At 72.0% G+C, this 18566-nt stretch carries 15 protein-coding genes; 4 read left to right on the top strand and 11 right to left on the bottom strand.

Going from position 1 to position 18566, the window contains the following annotated elements; all coding sequences use genetic code 11:
• The first annotated feature begins 250 nt into the window (after nt 1-250).
• The gene (locus ABZ719_RS26470) at nt 251-517 is read left to right on the top strand and encodes a GlsB/YeaQ/YmgE family stress response membrane protein (protein WP_366727662.1); all 267 of its coding nucleotides are present in this window, start codon (nt 251-253) and stop codon (nt 515-517) included.
• 249 nt (nt 518-766) lie between these two features.
• On the opposite strand, the gene ABZ719_RS26465 is transcribed toward ABZ719_RS26470, so the two are convergent.
• From ABZ719_RS26465 to ABZ719_RS26455, 3 genes are all read right to left on the bottom strand, one after another.
• Nucleotides 767-1126 (bottom strand): hypothetical protein, encoded by a 360-nt coding sequence (locus ABZ719_RS26465; protein WP_366727661.1) that lies wholly within the window; start codon nt 1124-1126, stop codon nt 767-769.
• A gap of 189 nt (nt 1127-1315) precedes the next feature.
• Nucleotides 1316-2242, bottom strand: a complete 927-nt coding sequence (locus tag ABZ719_RS26460) for an aminoglycoside phosphotransferase family protein (protein WP_366727660.1) — start codon at nt 2240-2242, stop codon at nt 1316-1318.
• Between the two features lie 130 nt (nt 2243-2372).
• The gene (locus ABZ719_RS26455) at nt 2373-3041 is read right to left on the bottom strand and encodes a hypothetical protein (protein ID WP_366727659.1); all 669 of its coding nucleotides are present in this window, start codon (nt 3039-3041) and stop codon (nt 2373-2375) included.
• Nucleotides 3042-3452: 411 nt separating this feature from the next.
• Between ABZ719_RS26455 and ABZ719_RS26450 the strand changes: the two genes are divergently transcribed.
• Nucleotides 3453-4331 carry a helix-turn-helix transcriptional regulator gene (locus ABZ719_RS26450; RefSeq protein ID WP_366727658.1) on the top strand — a complete coding sequence of 293 codons (879 nt, stop codon included), beginning with the start codon at nt 3453-3455 and terminating at the stop codon, nt 4329-4331.
• 220 nt (nt 4332-4551) lie between these two features.
• Here ABZ719_RS26450 and ABZ719_RS26445 read toward each other — a convergent pair whose 3' ends face one another.
• The 6 genes from ABZ719_RS26445 to ABZ719_RS26420 all read right to left on the bottom strand — a co-directional run bounded on the left by ABZ719_RS26445 (nt 4552) and on the right by ABZ719_RS26420 (nt 11950).
• A complete protein-coding gene (locus tag ABZ719_RS26445) occupies nt 4552-5793 on the bottom strand; it encodes a Gfo/Idh/MocA family oxidoreductase (protein WP_366727657.1) in 1242 nt (413 codons plus the stop codon).
• Nucleotides 5794-5857: 64 nt separating this feature from the next.
• The gene (locus tag ABZ719_RS26440; protein WP_366727656.1) at nt 5858-7015 is read right to left on the bottom strand and encodes an ROK family transcriptional regulator; all 1158 of its coding nucleotides are present in this window, start codon (nt 7013-7015) and stop codon (nt 5858-5860) included.
• A 92-nt stretch (nt 7016-7107) separates the two neighbouring features.
• A complete protein-coding gene (locus ABZ719_RS26435; protein ID WP_366727655.1) occupies nt 7108-8607 on the bottom strand; it encodes a glycoside hydrolase family 36 protein in 1500 nt (499 codons plus the stop codon).
• A gap of 44 nt (nt 8608-8651) precedes the next feature.
• Nucleotides 8652-10001 carry a sugar ABC transporter substrate-binding protein gene (locus ABZ719_RS26430; RefSeq protein WP_366727654.1) on the bottom strand — a complete coding sequence of 450 codons (1350 nt, stop codon included), beginning with the start codon at nt 9999-10001 and terminating at the stop codon, nt 8652-8654.
• A 38-nt stretch (nt 10002-10039) separates the two neighbouring features.
• A complete protein-coding gene (locus ABZ719_RS26425; RefSeq protein WP_366727653.1) occupies nt 10040-10942 on the bottom strand; it encodes a carbohydrate ABC transporter permease in 903 nt (300 codons plus the stop codon).
• Nucleotides 10943-10969: 27 nt separating this feature from the next.
• Nucleotides 10970-11950, bottom strand: a complete 981-nt coding sequence (locus ABZ719_RS26420) for a sugar ABC transporter permease (RefSeq protein ID WP_366727652.1) — start codon at nt 11948-11950, stop codon at nt 10970-10972.
• Between the two features lie 150 nt (nt 11951-12100).
• Between ABZ719_RS26420 and ABZ719_RS26415 the strand changes: the two genes are divergently transcribed.
• Nucleotides 12101-14101 (top strand): carbohydrate-binding protein, encoded by a 2001-nt coding sequence (locus ABZ719_RS26415; protein ID WP_366727651.1) that lies wholly within the window; start codon nt 12101-12103, stop codon nt 14099-14101.
• Between the two features lie 236 nt (nt 14102-14337).
• Here ABZ719_RS26415 and ABZ719_RS26410 read toward each other — a convergent pair whose 3' ends face one another.
• Nucleotides 14338-16770, bottom strand: coding sequence for a glycosyl hydrolase family 65 protein (locus ABZ719_RS26410; RefSeq protein ID WP_366727695.1), 2433 nt, complete (start codon nt 16768-16770; stop codon nt 14338-14340).
• 16 nt (nt 16771-16786) lie between these two features.
• Nucleotides 16787-17656, bottom strand: coding sequence for a universal stress protein (locus ABZ719_RS26405; protein ID WP_366727650.1), 870 nt, complete (start codon nt 17654-17656; stop codon nt 16787-16789).
• A 323-nt stretch (nt 17657-17979) separates the two neighbouring features.
• Here ABZ719_RS26405 and ABZ719_RS26400 point away from each other — a divergent pair, with 323 nt between their 5' ends.
• Nucleotides 17980-18552 carry a hypothetical protein gene (locus ABZ719_RS26400; protein ID WP_366727649.1) on the top strand — a complete coding sequence of 191 codons (573 nt, stop codon included), beginning with the start codon at nt 17980-17982 and terminating at the stop codon, nt 18550-18552.
• The last annotated feature ends 14 nt before the right edge of the window (nt 18553-18566 follow it).

Genomic DNA, 18566 nt, shown 5'->3' with positions numbered 1-18566 from the left:
TCGCCCAGAGGTATCAAGCCGGGGCTGCCGCGGGTGTGGACGCGGCGGCAGTTGGTTGACGGCATACGGGGTCGGGTGCCGGGTGGGCCAGTCGGAGGGATCGGGACCTTGGGCCGTGTGTGGAGTGAGCCCGAACGGATATGCGTATGTCGCCGGCCGTCCGCACGGAGCAACCGGCGGACAGCCCCGGCGGGCCCCGTCGGCCCCCCACAACACACCTACAGCACATCTACAGCAAAGGACGCACATCGTGGGCATCATCGCCTGGATTCTCATCGGCCTCCTCGCGGGCGCCATCGCCAAGGCACTCACGCCCGGCAAGGACCCGGGCGGCTGCCTCGTCACGATGCTCATCGGCATCGTCGGCGGTCTGCTCGGCGGCTGGCTCGGCAAGGTGATCTTCGGCGTGCATTCCATCAACGGCTTCTTCCACCTCTCGACGTGGATCGCCGCGATCGTCGGCTCTGTGATCGTGCTCCTGCTGTACCGCCTCTTCACCGGGCAGCGATCGCGCTGAACGCGACCGGAGCTCCACGTCCGCCCGTAGCCGCATTCCTTGCCAGCCGTCTCTCCTGAGAGCTGCGAACAAAAGGGGCGCCCGGCTCGCGACGCCCGGCACGCACGCCCGCGGCGCGGTGATCAGTTTGCCGAAACTGACCTGGGTCAGTCCGTGAACGGGCCTACCCAGGACGGCTCCGACGCCGTGATCACACCAGCCACGGCGGGATCACCGCATCCGGTCGGTCCGCCACGGAGCCTGCGCAGCTCAGTGGAACTCGTGAACCAACCGGATCTTGCCGACGATGTGGGCGTTGAACTCGTCAAGCTCCTCGGCCGGTACCCACACCTCCAGGATCGTCTGTCCGCCTGCCTGCTGCACCGGATACCTGCGCAGGAAGTCGGACTCGACTTCGAACCGGGTGACGAAGCCCGCGCCGTTATGCTTGACGTTCCAGTCTCGCGCGATCTTGACGGCATAGTCCTCGTTGAGCACCGGGTAGAAGATCGGCTGCTCGGGGAGCCGGGGCGGCCAGGCACGCCAGTCCAGTTCCCGCACCAGCTCCAGCTCCTTGGGGCCGGTGGGACGCCACAGGGTCGTTGTCGCCTGCTGGCTGCTCACGGACATCGCCCTCTTGACGAGGCAACCGCCGATGCGGTCGCCGGAAGCCCGACGGTAGCGACGGCTCGAGTACGGCGGCCACCGAGTTTCGAACTTCGCTCAGCGACTACGGCCGGCAGTTACGGAACAACCTTTGGCGCCGGACTCCGGTGCTACCTCGCTCGGGCGTCCGGCTTGCCCGAAGTGCGGGGCCGTCTACTGCGCGCGAAGGCCGGCCGTCGCGACGAGACGGCGAAGCGCGGCCCGGCCGGGTGGGCCCCAGGTGGGCTTGCCACCGGGGCGGCCGTGGACGCCTGCGTCCCCGATGTGGATGCAGGCGAGTGCCTTCAGTACAGCGCAGCCGCGGGCGCGGCGCAGGGTCGCGGTGTCCGGGGTCGGCCGGTAGGCCCCGTGGAAGCGGTCGGCGGCGCCGTCCGGCAGCAGGAGCCACGCGGCGGCGAGGTCCCAGGCCGGATCGCCCGCGCAGAGGTCGCCGAAGTCGATCACCCCGCAGAAGGTGCCGGCCGCGGTGAGAACGTTGGCCGGATGCAGGTCGCCGTGGAGCCACAGTGCCGGGCCCGTCCAGGCGGGTGCCGCGAGGGCGTCCTCCCAGATGGCGCGGACGGCGTCCGGGTCGGGGATCAGCCGCAGCTCGGTGGCCGAGGCCAACCCCTTGGCGAAGCCGTCGGCATGGTCGGCCAGCGGTCCCCCACGCCACCGGCCGACGGGCGCCCCGGCGGGCGCGGGCCGGTGAAGAGCCGTCAAGAAGGCGGCCAAGGCGTCGGCCGCCTCCGCGGCGCGGGTGGCAGGCGCGCGATCGGCCGCATCACCCGGCACCCAGGTGGTGACGATCCAGGGCCGCGGAAACCGCGCGGACGGCTCACCGAGACGCTGCGGCACGGAGACCGGCAACGGGAGGCGGGGGGCGAGACCGGGCACCCAGGCGTGCTCCTTGCGCAGCAGATCGTCCGCGTCCTGCGTCGCGTAGGGCATCCGTACGGCGAGGTCGTCGCCGAGCCGCCACAGCTGGTTGTCCCAGCCTCGCGCGCCGAGCCTTACCGGGAGATGGGCCAGGTCGGGGTGCTGGTCGAGCAGCAGGTCCCGGACCAGCTCTGCGGTGACATCGATCTCCGAGTGGGTCATGCGAAGCCAGAGTAGTGGGGGGCGACTCGCCGTTCGTGACACCCAGCGCTCTCCTTGCCGCTTCAACCGGCCGCCGAGCGTGAAACGGCCGGCTGAAGGAGGTGACGGCGCATCGGCCCTGTCCGACGAGTCAGCAGTGACAGAGCAGGTCGATGACGACTGCTTCGGCGTCGAGATGGTCGAGATAGCGGTTGGCCCGGTCCCAGTAGCCGTCGCTGTCCGCGTCCGTCCACGAGCCGTCGAGGGTGACCAGAGCGAAGCCCGGCACGGCGCACCGGACCGCCCTCGCTCGCGCCTCCTCGTGTTCCTGTGCGAAGTATCCGACCGGGTCGCCGAGCAGGAACGAGGTGTCGAAGTGCGGGTCTCCCGCGAGGGCCCGCCGGGCCACGTCCTGCACCAGCGGCTGGGCCAGGTGCTCCCTCCTGGCGTCGGCTGCGGAGTAGGTGCCGGGATCCGCCCTGTGACGGGCGACGAAGTCGGTCAGGGGGCGGGCCGGCGGGTGCTCGGCGGTCAGCTCCTCCCAGGCGGCGAGCAGGGCGTCGTGCTTGCTCGCCGCTCGTGCCCGCATGGCGTCGAAGTCGAGCAGGCCCCGTGGCCCGCCGTAGCACTCCAGTGACCCGAGGACATCGAGCTGCACCGTCTCGCGCGGCACGGTTGCGGCGGTGACGAGTCTGGGGTCGCCGTCGTGCCGGGGCTGTACGAGGTAGGCGTTGTGCACGGTGGCGTAGATGGTCCACCCGTCCCAGTGGCCGTCCGGATTCCAGTTGTCGGGGCCGAGGTTGAGGTCGTAGGGCGCCATGACGGTGGCTGTCGCCTGCAGAACCTTTTCCGGTGGGGTGGGTGGAAGACACACTGTGGCGCAGAACTTGCTCATGCCCGCGAGCGTAAGCCCTGGGTGGCGTGAACTGCACTGAATTGGGCAGCGGTTCGGGCCGTGGAAGGCGGTTTCTGGGAGTTCTGAAAGGCACCGCCGGTGGACGGCGGACGGGGCCTACGAGCAGCTGCTCCAGCAGCTTCCCTCCGAAGAACATGCCGCTGGGAAGACCGACTGGGGCCCGTGCGGACGTGCCCGCGCAGCACTGCGCCCAGCCGGGCATCGTGGTCCGTGCGGGCCGTGGCTGGCCCTGCGCGGCCTGGGCCTCGCAGAGGTAGGACTGACAGACCTTCCTTGGAGAGGCCGCCGTCGTTCTTCGCGGGACAGACTGTTCCCATGGCCTCCGTCAACCGCGAGCTCGCGGATTTCCTCAAGCGTTCCCGCGCCCAGTGCGATCCCGGGCAGGCAGGGCTGCCGCCGGACGACCGCGTCCGGCGCGTGCCCGGACTCCGGCGGGAGGAGGTCGCCCGCCTGGCGGGCGTGTCCGCTGATTACTACGCCCGCCTTGAACAGGGCCGCTCCATCAACCCGTCCCCCGCCGTGGTCGAAGCTGTCGGGCACGCGCTGGGACTGGACGAGGCAGGTCTTGCCCACCTCAAGGATCTCGTCGGCATCACCACCAGCCGCCGCCCGTCGCGCACGCCCGCCGTCCAGCGTCTGCGCCCGGGGCTCCACCGGCTGCTGGACTGTCTGGACTCCGCTGTTCCCGCCCTGATCCTGGGGCGCCAGTCCGCTGTCCTGGGTGCCAACCAGATGGCCAGAGCCCTGTTCGCGGACTTCGACGCCATGCCGGCCACAGAGCGCAACTACACCCGCTGGCTCTTCCTCGATCAGGACGCGCGCGACCTGTTCGTCGACTGGGACGTCCAGGCCCGCGCCGCGGTGGAGAACCTGCGTCTGGACGCGGTCCGCGAATCGGACCGGCAGGCCACGCAGGCGCTGGTCACCGAGCTGAGAGAACGGAGCGACGACTTCGACCGCTGGTGGCAGCAGCACCGCGTGCACCAGCGCACGCATGGTTCCAAGCGGCTTCGGCACCCCCTGGTCGGTGAACTCACCGTGGAGTACGAAACGCTCTCGCTTCCCGGTGACGGCGAGACCACTCTGTTCCTCTACACCGCCGAACCCCGGTCGGCGTCCGCCCAGGCGCTGAGCCTGCTGGCCTCCTGGACACTGGCGGGACCTCCGACAGCTCCGAGACGCTCGCGCGACTGAAACGCCGTTCCTCGACAGTGGCCTTGCGCCGGGATCGCCCACGGAAGGCACCGCGCCCAAGCCCTGCGGCGGTGTCGTCGACCGTGCCCTTGCGCGCCTGCCCCTCCCCGACGCCCGTGCCTGGGGGGGTGCTGCGGACTGTCACGGGACGCACCGCCGCAGCCGGCGCCGGAAGCCTCGTGGAGCGCCGGCACCGAGGAGCGCGTCGTGCGCCGACGGTTCAGACCGTGCTGGCCGACTCCTCGGTGGGCTGGTGCTCGTCGAAATAGCGGACGATCGCCGGGTCGAGTGCGGGGACGTCGACCGGTGTGCCGTCGGACCGCAGCGAGGTCGTCGCGGCGACCGCGGCGGCGACCGCCTCGCGGGCGGCCACGGGCGAGGTCTCCGTGGGGCCTCCGACGGCGGCGAAGCGCAGGAACTCCTCGACGAGCGCCCGGTCCGCGCCGCCGTGCGTTTCCTCGGCCGGCGCCACGACCGGGACGGAGAGGTCGGCGTCGGCGCGGTAGCCGGAGCGGCGCCGGTTCCACACGTCGACCCGCGCCGGGTCGCCGTCGATGCCGTCACCGAAGTTCTCCAGGCGGCCCTCGTCCCCGATGACCGTGTAGTTGCGCCAGTAGTCGGGCGTGAAGTGGCACTGCTGGTAGCTGGCGAGCACGCCGTTGTCCAGCCGGGCCAGCATCATGCTGATGTCCTCGACGTCGACGACGGGGTTGAGGTCGCGCAGGGCGGACGGCGGCCAGATGTCCGGGTCGAACCAGTCGGGCATGCGCCGGCCGGGCGGTACGGTCTCGTGCGTGGCGCGGCGCGGGTTGTCGCCGTAGACGGCGAGGGCGCCCTGGGCGACGACGTTGCGGGAGTAGCCCCCGGCGAGCCAGTGGATGGCGTCGAGGTCGTGGGCGCCCTTCTGCAGGAGCAGGCCGGTGGTGTGGGAGCGCTGCGCGTGCCAGTCCTTGAAGTAGAAGTCTCCGCCGTGGCCGACGAAGTGACGGCACCACACCGCGCGGACCCGGCCGATCGCGCCGTCGTCGATCAGGGCGCGCATCCGCCGTAGCATCGGCAGGTGGCGCAGGTTGTGACCGACGTAGAGCCGGGTGCGGGAGCGGAACGCGGCCTGGAGCAGCGCGTCGCAGTCGGCGACGGTGATGGTCAGCGGCTTCTCCACGAACACCGCCACGCCCGCGGCGAGGAAGAACAGCGCGGGCCGGGTGTGCAGATGGTCGGGGGTGAGGACGAACACGGCGTCCAGTTCGTCGTCGAGCATCCGCTCGTACCGGTCGTGCACCGCGACCTGGGCGCCGAACAGGCGCCTGGCGTCCGCCTGGCCCCTGGGGTCCGGATCGGCGCAGGACACGATCCGGGCGGTGTCCGAACGGTTCACCAGCGTGGCCATGTCCGCGCGCTGGCCGACGCCGACCACGCCGACGCGCAGCTTCGGTGTCGCTGTCCGGTCACGGGTGCTCACTGGGGTGTCCCTTCTTCGCTGTTCATGTGACACGTACGGGCGCCGGCTCGCCCGGGCCCCGCTTCTACCGGCGCGGCGCGGTCGGCGCCGCCAGTGCGTCGCTCAGCAGCCGCCTGTCGACCTCGTCCAGGGCCAGCCGCACCGCCCCCAGGGCCACGCTCTCGTCCCCGAGGGTGGAGGCGCGCAGCTCCGGCAGCCGCAGACAGTGCTTGGTGAGTTCGCGGCGCAGGGGGTCGAGGACGACGTCGGCGGACCGGGAGAACCCGCCGCCGTACACGACGACCTGGGGATCCAGGGCGAGTACGAGGGCGGCGACCCCGACCGCGAGGTCGCGGGTGTAGCGCCGGACGGCCGTGCGCGCGTTGCGGTCGCCGTCCCGGGCCGCCTGGAACACCCAGGCCGCTGCCTCGCCCGACGCGGCCGTCGCCGGCACCCCGGGGCAGGACTGGAGGTGGTTCGGCGCGCTGAGCCACCGTACGGCCTTGAGGGCGCCGATCTCTCCCGCGGCGCCGCCGTGACCGCGGCGCAGGGTGCCGTCCAGGATGAGGCCGGCGCCGGTGCGCAGACCGGCGAGGAGGTAGACGATGTCGTCGGCGTCCTGCGCGACGCCCCTCCAGCGTTCGGCGACGGCTGCGAGCTTGCAGTCGTTCTCCACCTGCACGGGGCAGGAGAACCGGGCCGCGAGGTGGGCGGCCGGGTCGGCCTCGCTCCAGCCGGGCAGCGGGCTGGACAGCGAGGTCCTGCCGCTGCCGTCGACGGGACCGGTCACGCCGACGCTCACGGCCCAGATGTCGGCGGGGGCCATGCCCGCGCCGCGCAGCACCTCGTCGATGACGCGGTCGACCGCGGCCAGCCGGGCCTTGGGCGCCGCCCCGGGATCGGCCGGGCGGCGCACGGTCCGCACCAGCCGGCCCTCCAGGTCGCTCAGGACGACGAGGATCTTGTGCACGCCGATGTCGATGCCGAGCACGTGGCCCGCGGTGGCGCGGAACCGGTAACGGCGGGCCGGCCGCCCCACCACGCTGCTGGACCGGGGCTCCTCGACCTCCGCCCACCCGTCGGCGACCAGGCCCTGCACCAGGACGTCCACGGCGGGACGGGACAGCCCGGCCCGGCCGGCCAGTTCGGTGACCGTCGAGGGCGGGTTGCCGCGCAGGGCGCTCACGATCGACAGCTGGTTCATCTCGCGCATCCGGGACATGTCCGTTCCGGTCGTCGCCATGCTGGTGCTCCCTGGAGGTGTTGCCGTGACCATCGCCGGATAATGCTGAGCAGTTTACTAATAGGCGGCGGTCGCCGTGTCCGCGTCCGGCGTCACGCGATCGGATACCGCTGCTCCGACTCCGGCGTCACGGCCGCGGTGAAGTCCACCTCCCGCCCGTCGAGCGCGAACCGGTAGCGGCCGAGTCTGCGCACCTCGGGGCGGGTGGTCAAGTAGGCCGTCATCGCCTCCAGTTCGTCGGGGCGCAGCCATCCCGGAGGGTCGGACACCGCCCGGAACCCGCAGATGTCCGCCAGGTCCCGCAGCAGGCCCTGTTGCTGCTCGGTCAGCAGGTTGAGGCGGCTGCGGAAGTACACGACGTCCGGGTCGACCTCCAGCAGCGGCGACTGCCACAGCCGGTGCAGGGTGTTGACGACGGCGTTGCGGGCGAGGGCGTCCGAGGGGTCCCGGGTGGCGTAGTGCTCCCACAGGGGGGCGACGTCCGGGCCGCTGCGGATGCCGTCGACCAGTCCCAGGGAGGGCAGCAGCGGGGCGCCGCTGCCGAGCAGGTAGGCGTCCGGTCCCGTCGCCTCCCGGATGATCTCCAGGCCGGTCCGGTAGGCCGCTTCGCGCCCGGTGTCCTGGGACCGGACGCCGGGTGCCGCGCCGGCGCCGACGAAGTCGAGTTTGAGGTAGGTGTACCCCCACTCCCGGCTGACCCGGTGGATCGTCTCCCGCAGATGGTGCTGGGCCGCGGGCAGGGTGAGGTCGAGGGCGAAGTAGCCGGTGCCCCAGTTGTGGCCGGCCACCACCGGCTCGCCGGCGGCGTCGCGCAGCAGCAGTCCGGGCCGCTCCCGCGCGGTGCGGGAGCCGGGCAGCACGATGAACGGGGCGATCCACAGGCCGGGCCGCAGCCCGGCGTCCGTGATCCGGTCGGCCAGCGCCCGCATGCCGGAGGGGAACTTGCCGTTGGCCTCCCAGTCGCCCACCGCGCGCTCCCAGCCGTCGTCGATCTGGACGACGTCGAAGGGCAGGCCGCGCAGGGCGGCGATGTCTTTGGTGAGCTGCTCCTCGGTGATGTTCTCGTAGTACGCGTACCAGCTGCACCACACGTTGCCCGCGCGCTTGCGGCTGTGCCCCAGCCGCTCCCCGAGGTGCCGGGCGTAGGCGGCGAACACCTCCTGCTCCTCGCCGTGGGCGAGGAACCAGGGCGCCCCATCGCGCTCGTACCAGCCGGCGAGGGTGTCCCGGTCGGCGGTCAGGCGCGGGACGTCCGGGCCGAGCGCGCCCAGCAGGAGTACGCGTCCGTCGGGTCCCTGGAGGGCGGCGACGGCGGAGGAGTGATGGCGGGCGGGGTCGTCCCACACGGTGTCGTCGGCGGTCAGGCGGCGCTCGGCGCTCTCGATGCGCAGGGGTGCCTCGGAGAGCCTGCGCCAGCCGCACGGACTCCACGAGTTGTGTCCGTGCCGGTAGAACAGCGCGTCACCGAGGCCGTGCAGGACGGCGGCGCGTCCGGGCGGCAGCAGCACGCCTCCGTCGACGGTCCGGGGCGGGGCGTCGCCTTCGAGCTCGACGGCGAGGGTGCGCCCGTCGAGTTCCACGAGCTGGGCCATGGATCTCCTTGGTGTGAGGGTGGGGGCGGGCAGTGCCGGGGTGGCTACCCGAGCAGGCCGTTGACCTTCTTGTTGGCCGATCTCAGCGCGGCCTCGGGGCTGCTCCGGCCGAGGATCGCCGACTGGATGGCGTCCTGCACGAGGGGGCCGATCTCGGTGCCGCGTTCGGTGACGGGCAGCAGGAAGGTGCCGTTCCTCGCCGCGGCGGCGTCGGTGAAGACATGCACGTCCTCGCCCCTGGCCTCGTGCCGGGCGAGCGCCTTGCGGCTGGAGCTTGTGATCGCGGGGAAGACGACGCCGTGCTCGGCGACGATGTCCTGGCAGTCGGCGGAGGCCAGGAACTTCACCCACTTCCAGGCCTCTTCCTTGTGCTTGGTCCCGGCCCAGATGGCGTCCGACAGGCCGTTGATGGACGTCTTGCGGCCCTGCGGTCCGATGGGCAGCGGGGCGTAGGCGAACTTCCCCTTCAGCCGGGGGGCGAGGTAGGTGGAGACGGTGAAGGAGCCCGCGACCGTCATCGCGCCCTTTCCGGCGATGAGCAGTTCGGAGTTGGCGAGGCTCGACTTCTGGTCCAGGCGGGGTGCGTACCCTTTGTCGACGAGCCGCTTGAACCAGGCGATGGTCTCGGCGAGCTTGGGGTCGTCGTACCGGTAGTGGGTGCCCCACGGGTTCTTGTCGAGGTAGGAGAAGCCGTTGGAGGCGGCGAGCAGGCCCCACCCGTTCTGCCCCTGGGAGCCGTCGGCCCACTCGGTCAGGAAGCCGTAGGTCTTCACGTGGTTCTTGTCGAAGGCGGGGTCGAGGCCGTTGCGGCCGTGGGTGTCGACGGTGGCCCGGGCGATGGTCTGCTCCAGGGTGCCGCCGTCGTCGGGGTTCCAGGTCAGGGAGTCGAGGCGGCCGGTGTCCACGCCCTGCTTCTTGAGCAGGGCGGTGTTGTAGACGACGGCCATGGTGTCCCAGTCCTTCGGCAGGCCGTAGCGCTTGCCGTCCTTCACCCAGATGTCGGTGAGGCCCGGCTGGTAGACGGACAGGTCGACCTTGTCCCGCTCGACGTAGGGCTGGAGGTCGAGGAGCTGCTCGCCGGCGGCGTACGTCGGATAGTAGGTGCTCTGGTCGGTCCAGACGTCGGGGGCCTGGCCGGAGACCAGTTCGGTGGTCAGGTTCTGCCAGTACTGGGACCACGCGGTCTGCGTGATCTTCACGGTGATGCCGGGGTTGGCCCGCTGGAAGGCGTTCGCGCACTCCTGGTAGGCGGGCAGCTGGAGGTCGTCCCACAGCCAGTAGTCCAGGGTCGTCCGCCCGTCGGCCGCGGTGCCGGAGCCGGCGCAGGAGACGAGGGTGGCGGTGGCGGTCAGGCACAGCAGGGCCGCGCCGACGCGTGAGTGTCTGGGGCTCATCGAAGGGGCCTTTCCGGGACGCGCGGGGTGGGCGGCGGTCACTTCATGCCGGTGAAGTTGAGGGACTCGACCAGCCGGCGGCCGAGCAGCATCAGCAGCACCAGGACGGGCAGTACCGACAGGGCGGAGCCGGCCATCAGACCGCTCCAGTCCGGCTGGGCGTTGGGCGACTGCTGCTGGAAGACGCCGAGGGCGACGGTGAGCACCCGGGTCTGCTCCTCGCGGCCGGACAGCAGCGGCCACAGGTAGTCCTTCCAGGCCCACACCGTGGTGGTGAGCCCGATGGTGAGCAGCGGCCCGCGGGACATGGGCATCACCACCCGCCAGAAGAGCCCCCAGGGGCCCACCCCGTCCAGGACGGCCGCCTCCTCCACCTCACGGGGCACGGACAGGAAGAACTGCCGCAGGAAGAAGACCGCGAACGGGGTCATCAGCACGCTCGGCGCGACCATGCCGACGAAGGTGTTCAGCCAGCCCAGGTCCTTCACCAGCACGAAGTTGGGCAGCACGGTGAAGATCGGCGGCACCATCAGCGCGGCGATCAGCACCCCGAACACCAGGTCCCGGCCGGGGAAGCGCAGCCGGGCGAAGGTGTACCCGGCCATCGCGCAGAACAGCGTCTGCAGCACCGCGATCAGCCCGCTGTAGACGACGGAGTTGAGCAGGTAGCGCAGGAAGTCGACCTGGGCGCCCGATCCTCCGGCGGCCATCGCCTCCTTCTGGCTGGTGAGTCCCAGCACCCGCAGGAAGTTGACCATCGTCGGACGGTGGGGGACGATCCCGGTGGAGTCGGTGTAGAGGTCGGCCGCCGGGGTGAGAGCGGTGCGGACCATCCAGTAGAACGGGAAGACGGTCAGGAACAGGGCGACGACGAGCACCGCCCATGCGGCGACCCGGCCGGGTGAGAGCTTCTTGCGGGTGTGGGTACGAGTACGGCTCATGGGGTGTGCCTCTCCTGTTCGCGGCTCTCAGGCCAGGTCCGAGCGGGAGGCCCGCAGCAGGCGCATCTGTACGGCGGTCAGCAGGCCCAGGATCAGCGCGAGTACCACGGCGACGGCGGAGGCGTAGCCCATGTGGAAGTAGGTGAAGGCCTGTTCGTAGATGTAGAAGTAGATGACCTGCGTGGCGCCGACCGGGCCGCCCTTGGTGGTCACCGCGATCGTGTCGAAGATCTGGAAGGACCCGATGAGCGACACCACCAGCACGAGCGACAGCACCGGCCTCAGCAGCGGAAGGGTGACCTTGGTGAACATGCGCCACTCCCCGGCGCCGTCCAGTGAGGCACTCTCGTACAGGTACTGCGGGACCTGGAGCATTCCGGCGTACAGCAGCAGTGCCGTGTAGCCGGTGTACGCCCACGTGTTGACGCCCGCGACGGTCGGCATCGCCCAGTCCGGCGAGGTGAAGAAGCCGTTGGTGCTGAGGCCGAGCGCGCCGAGGACGTGGTTGACCAGGCCCAGGTTGGCGTCGAGCAGCCACATCCACAGCAGGCCCACGGTGACGTTCGGCACCAGCCACGGCACCAGCAGCATCGCGCGCAGCGCGACCGACCGGGTGAGCCGGTGCATGAGCGTCGCCAGGAGCAGTGCCAGCACGGTCTGCGACCCGATGTTGAGCACCACGTAGTAGGCGGTGACCTTCAGCGCGTTCCAGAACTGCTCGTCACCGATCAGCCGGCCGTAGTTGTCCGCGCCGACGAAGTCCGGTGCGGCGATCAGGCTGTAGTCGGTGAGCGAGTAGTACACGCCGCGCAGCGTCGGATACGCGTAGAACAGCGCGAATCCCACCAGTACGGGGGCCAGGAACAGCCACGCCGCCTTCCGGTCGTCATGGGGGCGGCGGCCGCGGGCCGGCGCCCGGGGTGCCCGGCCCGACGGCGGTCCGGCGTTCTCGTGCGGTGGCGGTCCGTCGCTCCCGTGCGGTGGCGCAACTGCGGTCTCCGCGCCCATGGTTCCCTCCGAAGGGATTCGCGCCGCACCTCTTGCCAGTGGGGCACCGTGGACACATATTGATGAGCAACAGTGAAACTTTGTCAATGCTGCCGCATAACGAAGCGTCACTGGGACGACATTCCCCTTCCGTCTCCGGAGGCCGTCACCATGCGCACCTTCGCCCCCCGCGGCAGATCGCTGCTGTCCGCGCTCTGTTCGTCCGCCGTCGCCCTGTCCCTCGCCGTCCTGCCGTCCACCGCCGGGGCCTCCGGCACGGCCGGGGCCGCCACCGTGGCCGCGGCCGCCGCCCAGGGCGTGCCCGCCCGCCCGGCGCCCGGCCCGGCCCCGGACCCCTCCCTCCCGGTCCACGTCCTCACCCGCGCCGACGCGCCCCTGGACAACCCGCTCAAGGGATTCGCCCGCTTCTACCGGCCCGGCGCCGACCAGAACACCGGCTACCCGCACGCACTGACCTGGAGCTACTTCGGCCTGTCCGAGGTCATGACCGACCCGTCGGACTGCCGCAGTTACGACTGGAGCGTCCTGGACCGGGCCCTCGACGAGAGTGCCTCCTACGGCAACCAGACCGCGTTGCGCTTCTACATGGAGTATCCCGGTGACCCGGGCAACCACCCCTCCGACGCCGTGCCGCACTGCTTCGACGGGCACGTCGACTACCGCACCAACACCCGGTGGGGGACCACCAGCCCCGACTACGACAACGCGTATCTCCTCGACGGACTGAAGGACTTCATCGCCGCGTTCGGCGCCCGCTACGACGGCGACCCGCGCATCGGCTTCATCCACATGGGCCTGATCGGACTCTGGGGCGAGTGGCACACCTGGCCCTACGACACCGACACCAGCGCGGACTCCTACCCGAACTACATGCCCACCGACGCCCACGGCGCCGAGATCGTACGGGCCTACACCGACGCCTTCCCCCGCACCGAGCTGGAGGTGCGGTACCCGGACTCGGCGGGCGGCGCCGCTGCCGGGCTGCCGTCCGTCGGCTTCCACGACGACTCCTTCTGCTTCCGCGAGGGCAGCCCGCTCGCCGGTGTCACCCTGCCCCGGTCGATGGGCGGCGCCCCGTACTCGCAGCTCCAGCGAGCCGTCGAACGAGGGGTGGAGAACCGCTGGACCACCGCGTCCATGGGCGGTGAGGTCCGCCCCGAAATCCAGCCCAGGGCATTCAGCAACTGGCCCGCCGGCTCCGGTGACGTCGACGACATGAAGGCGTGCATCGAACTGGAGCACACCACCTGGAAGATGAACGAGGGCAGCGCCGCCTACTCCCCCACCGACCCCGGGGTGGGCGAGGCGGTCCGGCTGATGGGCTACGACCTCACCGTCGACCGTGCCTACTTCCACGACACCGCACAGGGCACCACCACCGTCGGCGTCCGCATCGGCAACGACGGTGTGGCCCCCTTCTACTACCCCTGGAAGGTCAGCCTCGGCCTCAAGGACTCATCGGGCGAAGTCGTCAGGACCTGGGACACCCCGTGGGACCTGCGCACGGTCATGCCGAAGAAGATCCGTGCCTTCCCCGACTGGGGCGTGGGCTCCGACCCCACCTACCTCGACCACGGCTACGACCGGTACTTCGGCGCCGACATCGACCTCACCGGGGTCACCACCGGCGGCTACCGGCTCGTCATGAAGGCCAGGAACCCGCTGGAGAGCATCAGCTCCAAGGCCAAGAAGCTGCGGTTCGCCGACGCCGGGCAGAACGCGGACGGCTGGCTCGACCTGGGCGCCATGACCGTCGGCGCCGACGGCTCGGGCACCGCCTCCTACGAGGCCGAGGCCGTCGGCAACACCCTCACGGGCACCGCCGTGGTCGCCGGCTGCGCGGGCTGCTCCGGCGGCGCCAAGGTCGGCTACCTCGGCAACGGCGCGACTCTCACCTTCCGGAACATCGACGGCGGCACCGGCGGCACCCGGCAGGTGACCCTGCACTACGCGACGGCGGAGGCCCGCTCGGCCACCGTCCGAGCCGGCGACGGCACCGCTCGGACCGTCTCCTTCAGTCCCACCGCCGGCTGGACCACCCCGGGCACCGTCACCCTCGCCCTCGACCTGGACAGCGGCACGGACAACACACTCACCCTCGCCAACGCCTCCGGCTGGGCACCCGACATCGACCGGATCACGGTGAGCTGACCGGCGCGGCGGCGCCGATCCCGCGAACACGCCTGCCGCCGCCATGAGTCATGGAGGGGGACGCCGCCGTCCGTCGACGACCGCGGCGACCGTCCCCGGCCGTCGCCCGCCCAGAAGCACATCGTCTGTGCGCGGGACGGCGGCCGTGGTGTCCGTGCGCCGTCGGCTTCCCCGCGCACTCGGTCCGCGGATGGCCGTCGAGTCCCGCGCCGGCACCTGGCGGCCCCTTCCGTACGTCACTCCCGGCCCTGCCTGATGAAGTGCCGGGCGGGCCCGGTGCCCGGCTGAAGGCCGCGCCTCTCGCCCGGCCGGACGCGGACGGACGTGTCCCGCAGCCGGACTTCTATGGGGGAGCGGTCGGAAGGGGGTACCGCGATCTCCAGCCGGCCGTGCTCCAGGCGGAGCCGCACGCCCCAGTGCCCCCGGTAGCGCAGGCGGAATCCGTAGGACGACAGCTCCGGCAGCGGCACGGGATCGAGCCAGATGGCACCGTCGCGGGTCTCCAGACCGGGCAGCCCCCGCTGGACGAGGTCGAGAGTGCCGGCCATGGCTCCCAGGTGGACGCCCTCACCGGTGGTGCCGCCCTGGAGGTCGGCGATGTCGCCGCGCAGGGCCTCCTGCACGAAGCTCCAGGCCTCGGCGCGGCGGGCACGGGCCAGGATCCAGCCGTGCACCAGCCCGCTGAGGGTGGACCCGTGACTGGTGCGGGCCAGGTAGTAGTCGACGCAGCGCTGCCACGCCCCCTCCTCCAGACGGTGACCCAGCCTGCCCAGGAGTTCCCGGAGTTCGGCCGGCGAGAACAGGTAGCCCAGCATCAGCACGTCCGCCTGTTTGGACGCCTTGTAGCGGTTGACGGTGTCGCCCTCGGCCTCCAGGATCCGGTCCAGGCGGCGGATGTCGCCGTAGCGTGCGCGGTAGCCGGCCCAGTCGAGTTCGGCCAGGTCGCCGTAGCCCTCGAACTGGCTGAAGACACCGTCGTGGCAGGGCACGTACAGCGTGCGGGACACCTCCTCCCACCGCGCCGGCTCGTCCTCCTCCACTCCCAGTCGCTCCAGCAGTTCCCGGCGGCGCGGCTCGGGCAGGGAGGCCAGGATCCGCAGGGCCTGGGCGAGCACCCAGGCGGCGGTGACGTTGGTGTAGGTGTTGTCGTCCAGGCCGGGCCGCCCGGCGTCCGGGTAGGCGTCGTGGTACTCGTCCGGTCCCACCACCCCCCGGATGCGGTGCCGGCTGAGGTGTGCGTCCCAGTGTGCCGAATCCGCCCAGAAGCGGGCGATCTGCACCAGCATCTCCGCGCCCTGAGCGTGCAGGAAACCGGTGTCCCCCGTCGCCTCGCAGTACTGCACCACGTTGTAGGCGATGGCCGATCCGACGTGCCGTTGCAGGTGGGAGTGGTCGGGCAGCCAACGCCCCGACCGGGGGTTGAGGTGCAGCCGCTGGGTCTCCTCGCGGCCGTCGCTGCCGCTCTGCCACGGGTACATCGCTCCGCGCCGGCCGACCGCCCGCGCCGCCGTGCGGGCCGGCCCCAGACGCCGGTAGCGGTACAGCAGCAGGGCGCGTGACACCTCGGGCAGGTGCAGGTTCAGGAACGGCAGGACGAACAACTCGTCCCAGAAGACGTGCCCGCGGTACGCCTCCCCGTGCAGGCCGCGGGCCGGTACTCCCACGTCCTGGTCGGCGGTGTGCGGGGAGAGGGTCTGCAGCACGTGGAAGAGGTGGAGGCGCAGGATGCGGCCCGGCTCTCCGGGGACGTCGATGCCGGCCTGGCCCCAGAGCCGGCCCCACGCGGCCCGGTGGGCCGCCAGCAGTTCGCCGAAGCACGGTGCGGCGAGCACCCGCTCGATCGCGGCGCGCAGCGGATCGCTGATGGCCGGGTCACGGGAGGTGTGCAGGGCCGCGGTCTTGTCGACGGTGGCGGGGCGGCCGGGCGCCAGGCGCAGGGTCAGCTGCTGGATCGCCCGCGGATGCTCGTGCCGGGCGGAGACGGTGGCGCCGTGGGTGCAGACGGCGGAGCCGTCCTCGCCGGTCAGCCGGGCGGCCAGCCCGACGCGGATGTCGGAGGTGCGGGTCCGGCAGCGCAGCCACACCGTGCCGGGCCCGGCGGTGCCGGTGTGCACGTGGGTGAGGTGGCGGCCGTCGAGGTCCCGGTAGCGGGGGACGCCGGCGTTGGTGACTCCCCCGTCGATCGCCGCCTCCACCCGCAGCTCCACCGGCCCGCCCTCAGCCGTGAACTCGGTGCGCAGGGCCGCCAGGTGCGGATCGCCCATGTGCACGACCCGCTGCTGGCGCACGGTTAGCGCCCGGGCCCCGCCGAGACCGTAGCGGGTCCGGCGCTCCAGCACGCCCGTGTCCAGGTGCAGGACCTGCCGGTGCTCCAGCACGAGCGCCGTGTCCGGGGTGAGCCAGGAGGCGCCGGCCGGGCGGAAGCGCAGCGGCAGCCAGTTCGGGAGGTTGACCAGATCCTCGTTCTCCACCTGCCGGCCGGCGATGTGGGAGACGAGCCGGTCGTAGCAGCCGGCCACATAGGTGCCCGGATAGTGGACGTCGTCCGCGTCGCACTCCGGCAGGGCGCCGCGGGTGGCGAAACATCCGTTGCCGAGGGTGCACAGCGCCTCCCGCAGTCGCTCCCGGGCCGGGTCGTAACCGTCGTACTCCCACGTCCCGGCGGTCACCGTCGCCACCGGGCCGTCACACCCTGTGCGGCACGACCGCGACCGGGCACGGCGCGTGATGCAGCAGCGCGTGGGCGGTCCGGCCCAGTTGGAGCCCGCCGTGCCCCGTCGTGCGCCGCGCCCCCACGACCACCAGATCGGCGGCGGCCGCACGGTCCACGAGCACCCCGTGTGCCGGTCCCTCGACCGTGGCCCCGCGCACGCGGACCGCCGGATGGCCGGCCCTCGCCTCGCGCGACAGTTCGTCCAGGAGAGCGGCGGCCCGCTCCTCGTCGCGGTGGACGGATTCCTCCTCCGGCACAGAGCCGTCCGTTGCGGTCAGGGGCCGGCGCCAGGCTCGTACGACGTCGAGGACGCAGCCGCGCAGTTCGGCCTCGCGGAACGCGAAGCGCACCGCCTCACCGCCTTCCCCGGGTGCACCGGCGCCGAGCAGGATCCGTCCGTGGGTGCCGGACAGACCTGCGAGGTCGCCGCGGACCACGACCACCGGACAGTGCGCCCGAGCAGCCACGGCCAGGCCGACCGAGCCCAGGAGCAGCCCTTTCAGTTCTCCGCGCCCGCGCGAACCCGTGACCAGGGCGAAGGCGCTGCGGTCCGCTCCGAGCAGGGCGTCGACCGGGTCCTCGGCGAGCACGTTCCCGGAAACTTGCACGTCCGGACCGCGCCGCCGGGCCCGTTCCGTGGCCGTGCCGACCACGTTCTGAGCCGTCACCCGGTCCGAAGGGCGCTCGGTGCCCGCCCGGAGAGCGCCCTCGTAACGCTCCCAGCGGGAAGCGTGCACCAGTCTCAGCGGCAGGCCGTGCAGGGCGGCCTCGTCCACCGCCCAGTCGACCGCCGTCAGGCTCGGGCCCGATCCGTCCACACCCACCACCAGGGGCAGCTCCATCCCTACCGCCACCTCTTCCTCGGATCGCCACCTGCAGCGGCAAGACATTCCGCGTTCACCGTCGCACCCGGGGTGGCGGGACGCGAGGGCGGGTCGGCCCCATTCGGGCGTCCTGCCGCCCCTCGGGCTCGTACGCCCGGCAGTGCGGGCTCCGGTCCGCTGACCGGAGCCGTAGCGGGGGTCCCGGCGGCACCGGACCGGTCGGCCCTTCGTCCGCCCCGGGAACGAGTCCGGTAGGCCCCTTGCATGCCACCTGACCGGCCCATGTGGCCGCTCCCCCGCTCTGGCACCTTCGCAAGGGCGGGGAGAGGCGGTGGAGGCCGATGAGCGCCAGGACGAGAAAGCGGCTGTGGCGGTGGCGCCGCAGTGTCCTTCGGCGCCACGACGACAGGGTCGAGGCGTGGGTCCTCCTGGTGGCGTGGGTGCTGATCGTCGCCGGTGGCGCCCTCGCCTGGGCCGTGACGGCGCGAGCCGTGGAGCAGGACTTCGCCGGACAGCGTGCCGACCGGCACGCTGTCCGGGCCGTTCTGCTCACCGACGCCCGGCCGACCGTCTCGACCGCGAGCGAGACCTACCGGGCGTCGGCCGAAGTGCGCTGGACCGCTCCTGACGGCACCGCCCGCACGGCGCAGACGCCGGTGCCCGCCGGTCTGCCCGCCGGCTCGGCGTTCACCGTCTGGCAGGACGGCCGGGGCACCCTGACCCGCGCGCCGGTCACTCCGGGCGAGGCGCGCACCCAGGCCGCCCTCTTCGGCGCGGCGGCCGCCGGTGCCGTGACCGGTCTGGTCCACGGCACGGCCGCCCTGGCCCGGTGGCGGCTGGACGAGCGCCGCTACGCCCGGTGGGGCACGGAGTGGGAGACCGTCGGCCCGCAGTGGGACCACGAGACCGGCTGACGAGCACCGGGCGA

The sequence above is a fragment of the Streptomyces sp. NPDC006743 genome (assembly GCF_040703815.1).
Lineage (GTDB): Bacteria > Actinomycetota > Actinomycetes > Streptomycetales > Streptomycetaceae > Streptomyces.
Note: the sequence above shows the minus strand (reverse complement) of the source record. Positions and strands in the feature narration are given on the sequence as shown.

Coding starts and splice junctions, on each gene's coding strand:
- ABZ719_RS26465 (WP_366727661.1), bottom strand. CDS start 1,126: ATGTCCGTGAGCAGCCAGCAGGCGACAACGACCCTGTGGCGTCCCACC.
- ABZ719_RS26460 (WP_366727660.1), bottom strand. CDS start 2,242: ATGACCCACTCGGAGATCGATGTCACCGCAGAGCTGGTCCGGGACCTG.
- ABZ719_RS26455 (WP_366727659.1), bottom strand. CDS start 3,041: ATGGCGCCCTACGACCTCAACCTCGGCCCCGACAACTGGAATCCGGAC.
- ABZ719_RS26450 (WP_366727658.1), top strand. CDS start 3,453: ATGGCCTCCGTCAACCGCGAGCTCGCGGATTTCCTCAAGCGTTCCCGC.
- ABZ719_RS26440 (WP_366727656.1), bottom strand. CDS start 7,015: ATGGCGACGACCGGAACGGACATGTCCCGGATGCGCGAGATGAACCAG.
- ABZ719_RS26435 (WP_366727655.1), bottom strand. CDS start 8,607: ATGGCCCAGCTCGTGGAACTCGACGGGCGCACCCTCGCCGTCGAGCTC.
- ABZ719_RS26430 (WP_366727654.1), bottom strand. CDS start 10,001: ATGAGCCCCAGACACTCACGCGTCGGCGCGGCCCTGCTGTGCCTGACC.
- ABZ719_RS26425 (WP_366727653.1), bottom strand. CDS start 10,942: ATGAGCCGTACTCGTACCCACACCCGCAAGAAGCTCTCACCCGGCCGG.
- ABZ719_RS26420 (WP_366727652.1), bottom strand. CDS start 11,950: ATGGGCGCGGAGACCGCAGTTGCGCCACCGCACGGGAGCGACGGACCG.
- ABZ719_RS26415 (WP_366727651.1), top strand. CDS start 12,101: ATGCGCACCTTCGCCCCCCGCGGCAGATCGCTGCTGTCCGCGCTCTGT.
- ABZ719_RS26405 (WP_366727650.1), bottom strand. CDS start 17,656: ATGGAGCTGCCCCTGGTGGTGGGTGTGGACGGATCGGGCCCGAGCCTG.
- ABZ719_RS26400 (WP_366727649.1), top strand. CDS start 17,980: ATGAGCGCCAGGACGAGAAAGCGGCTGTGGCGGTGGCGCCGCAGTGTC.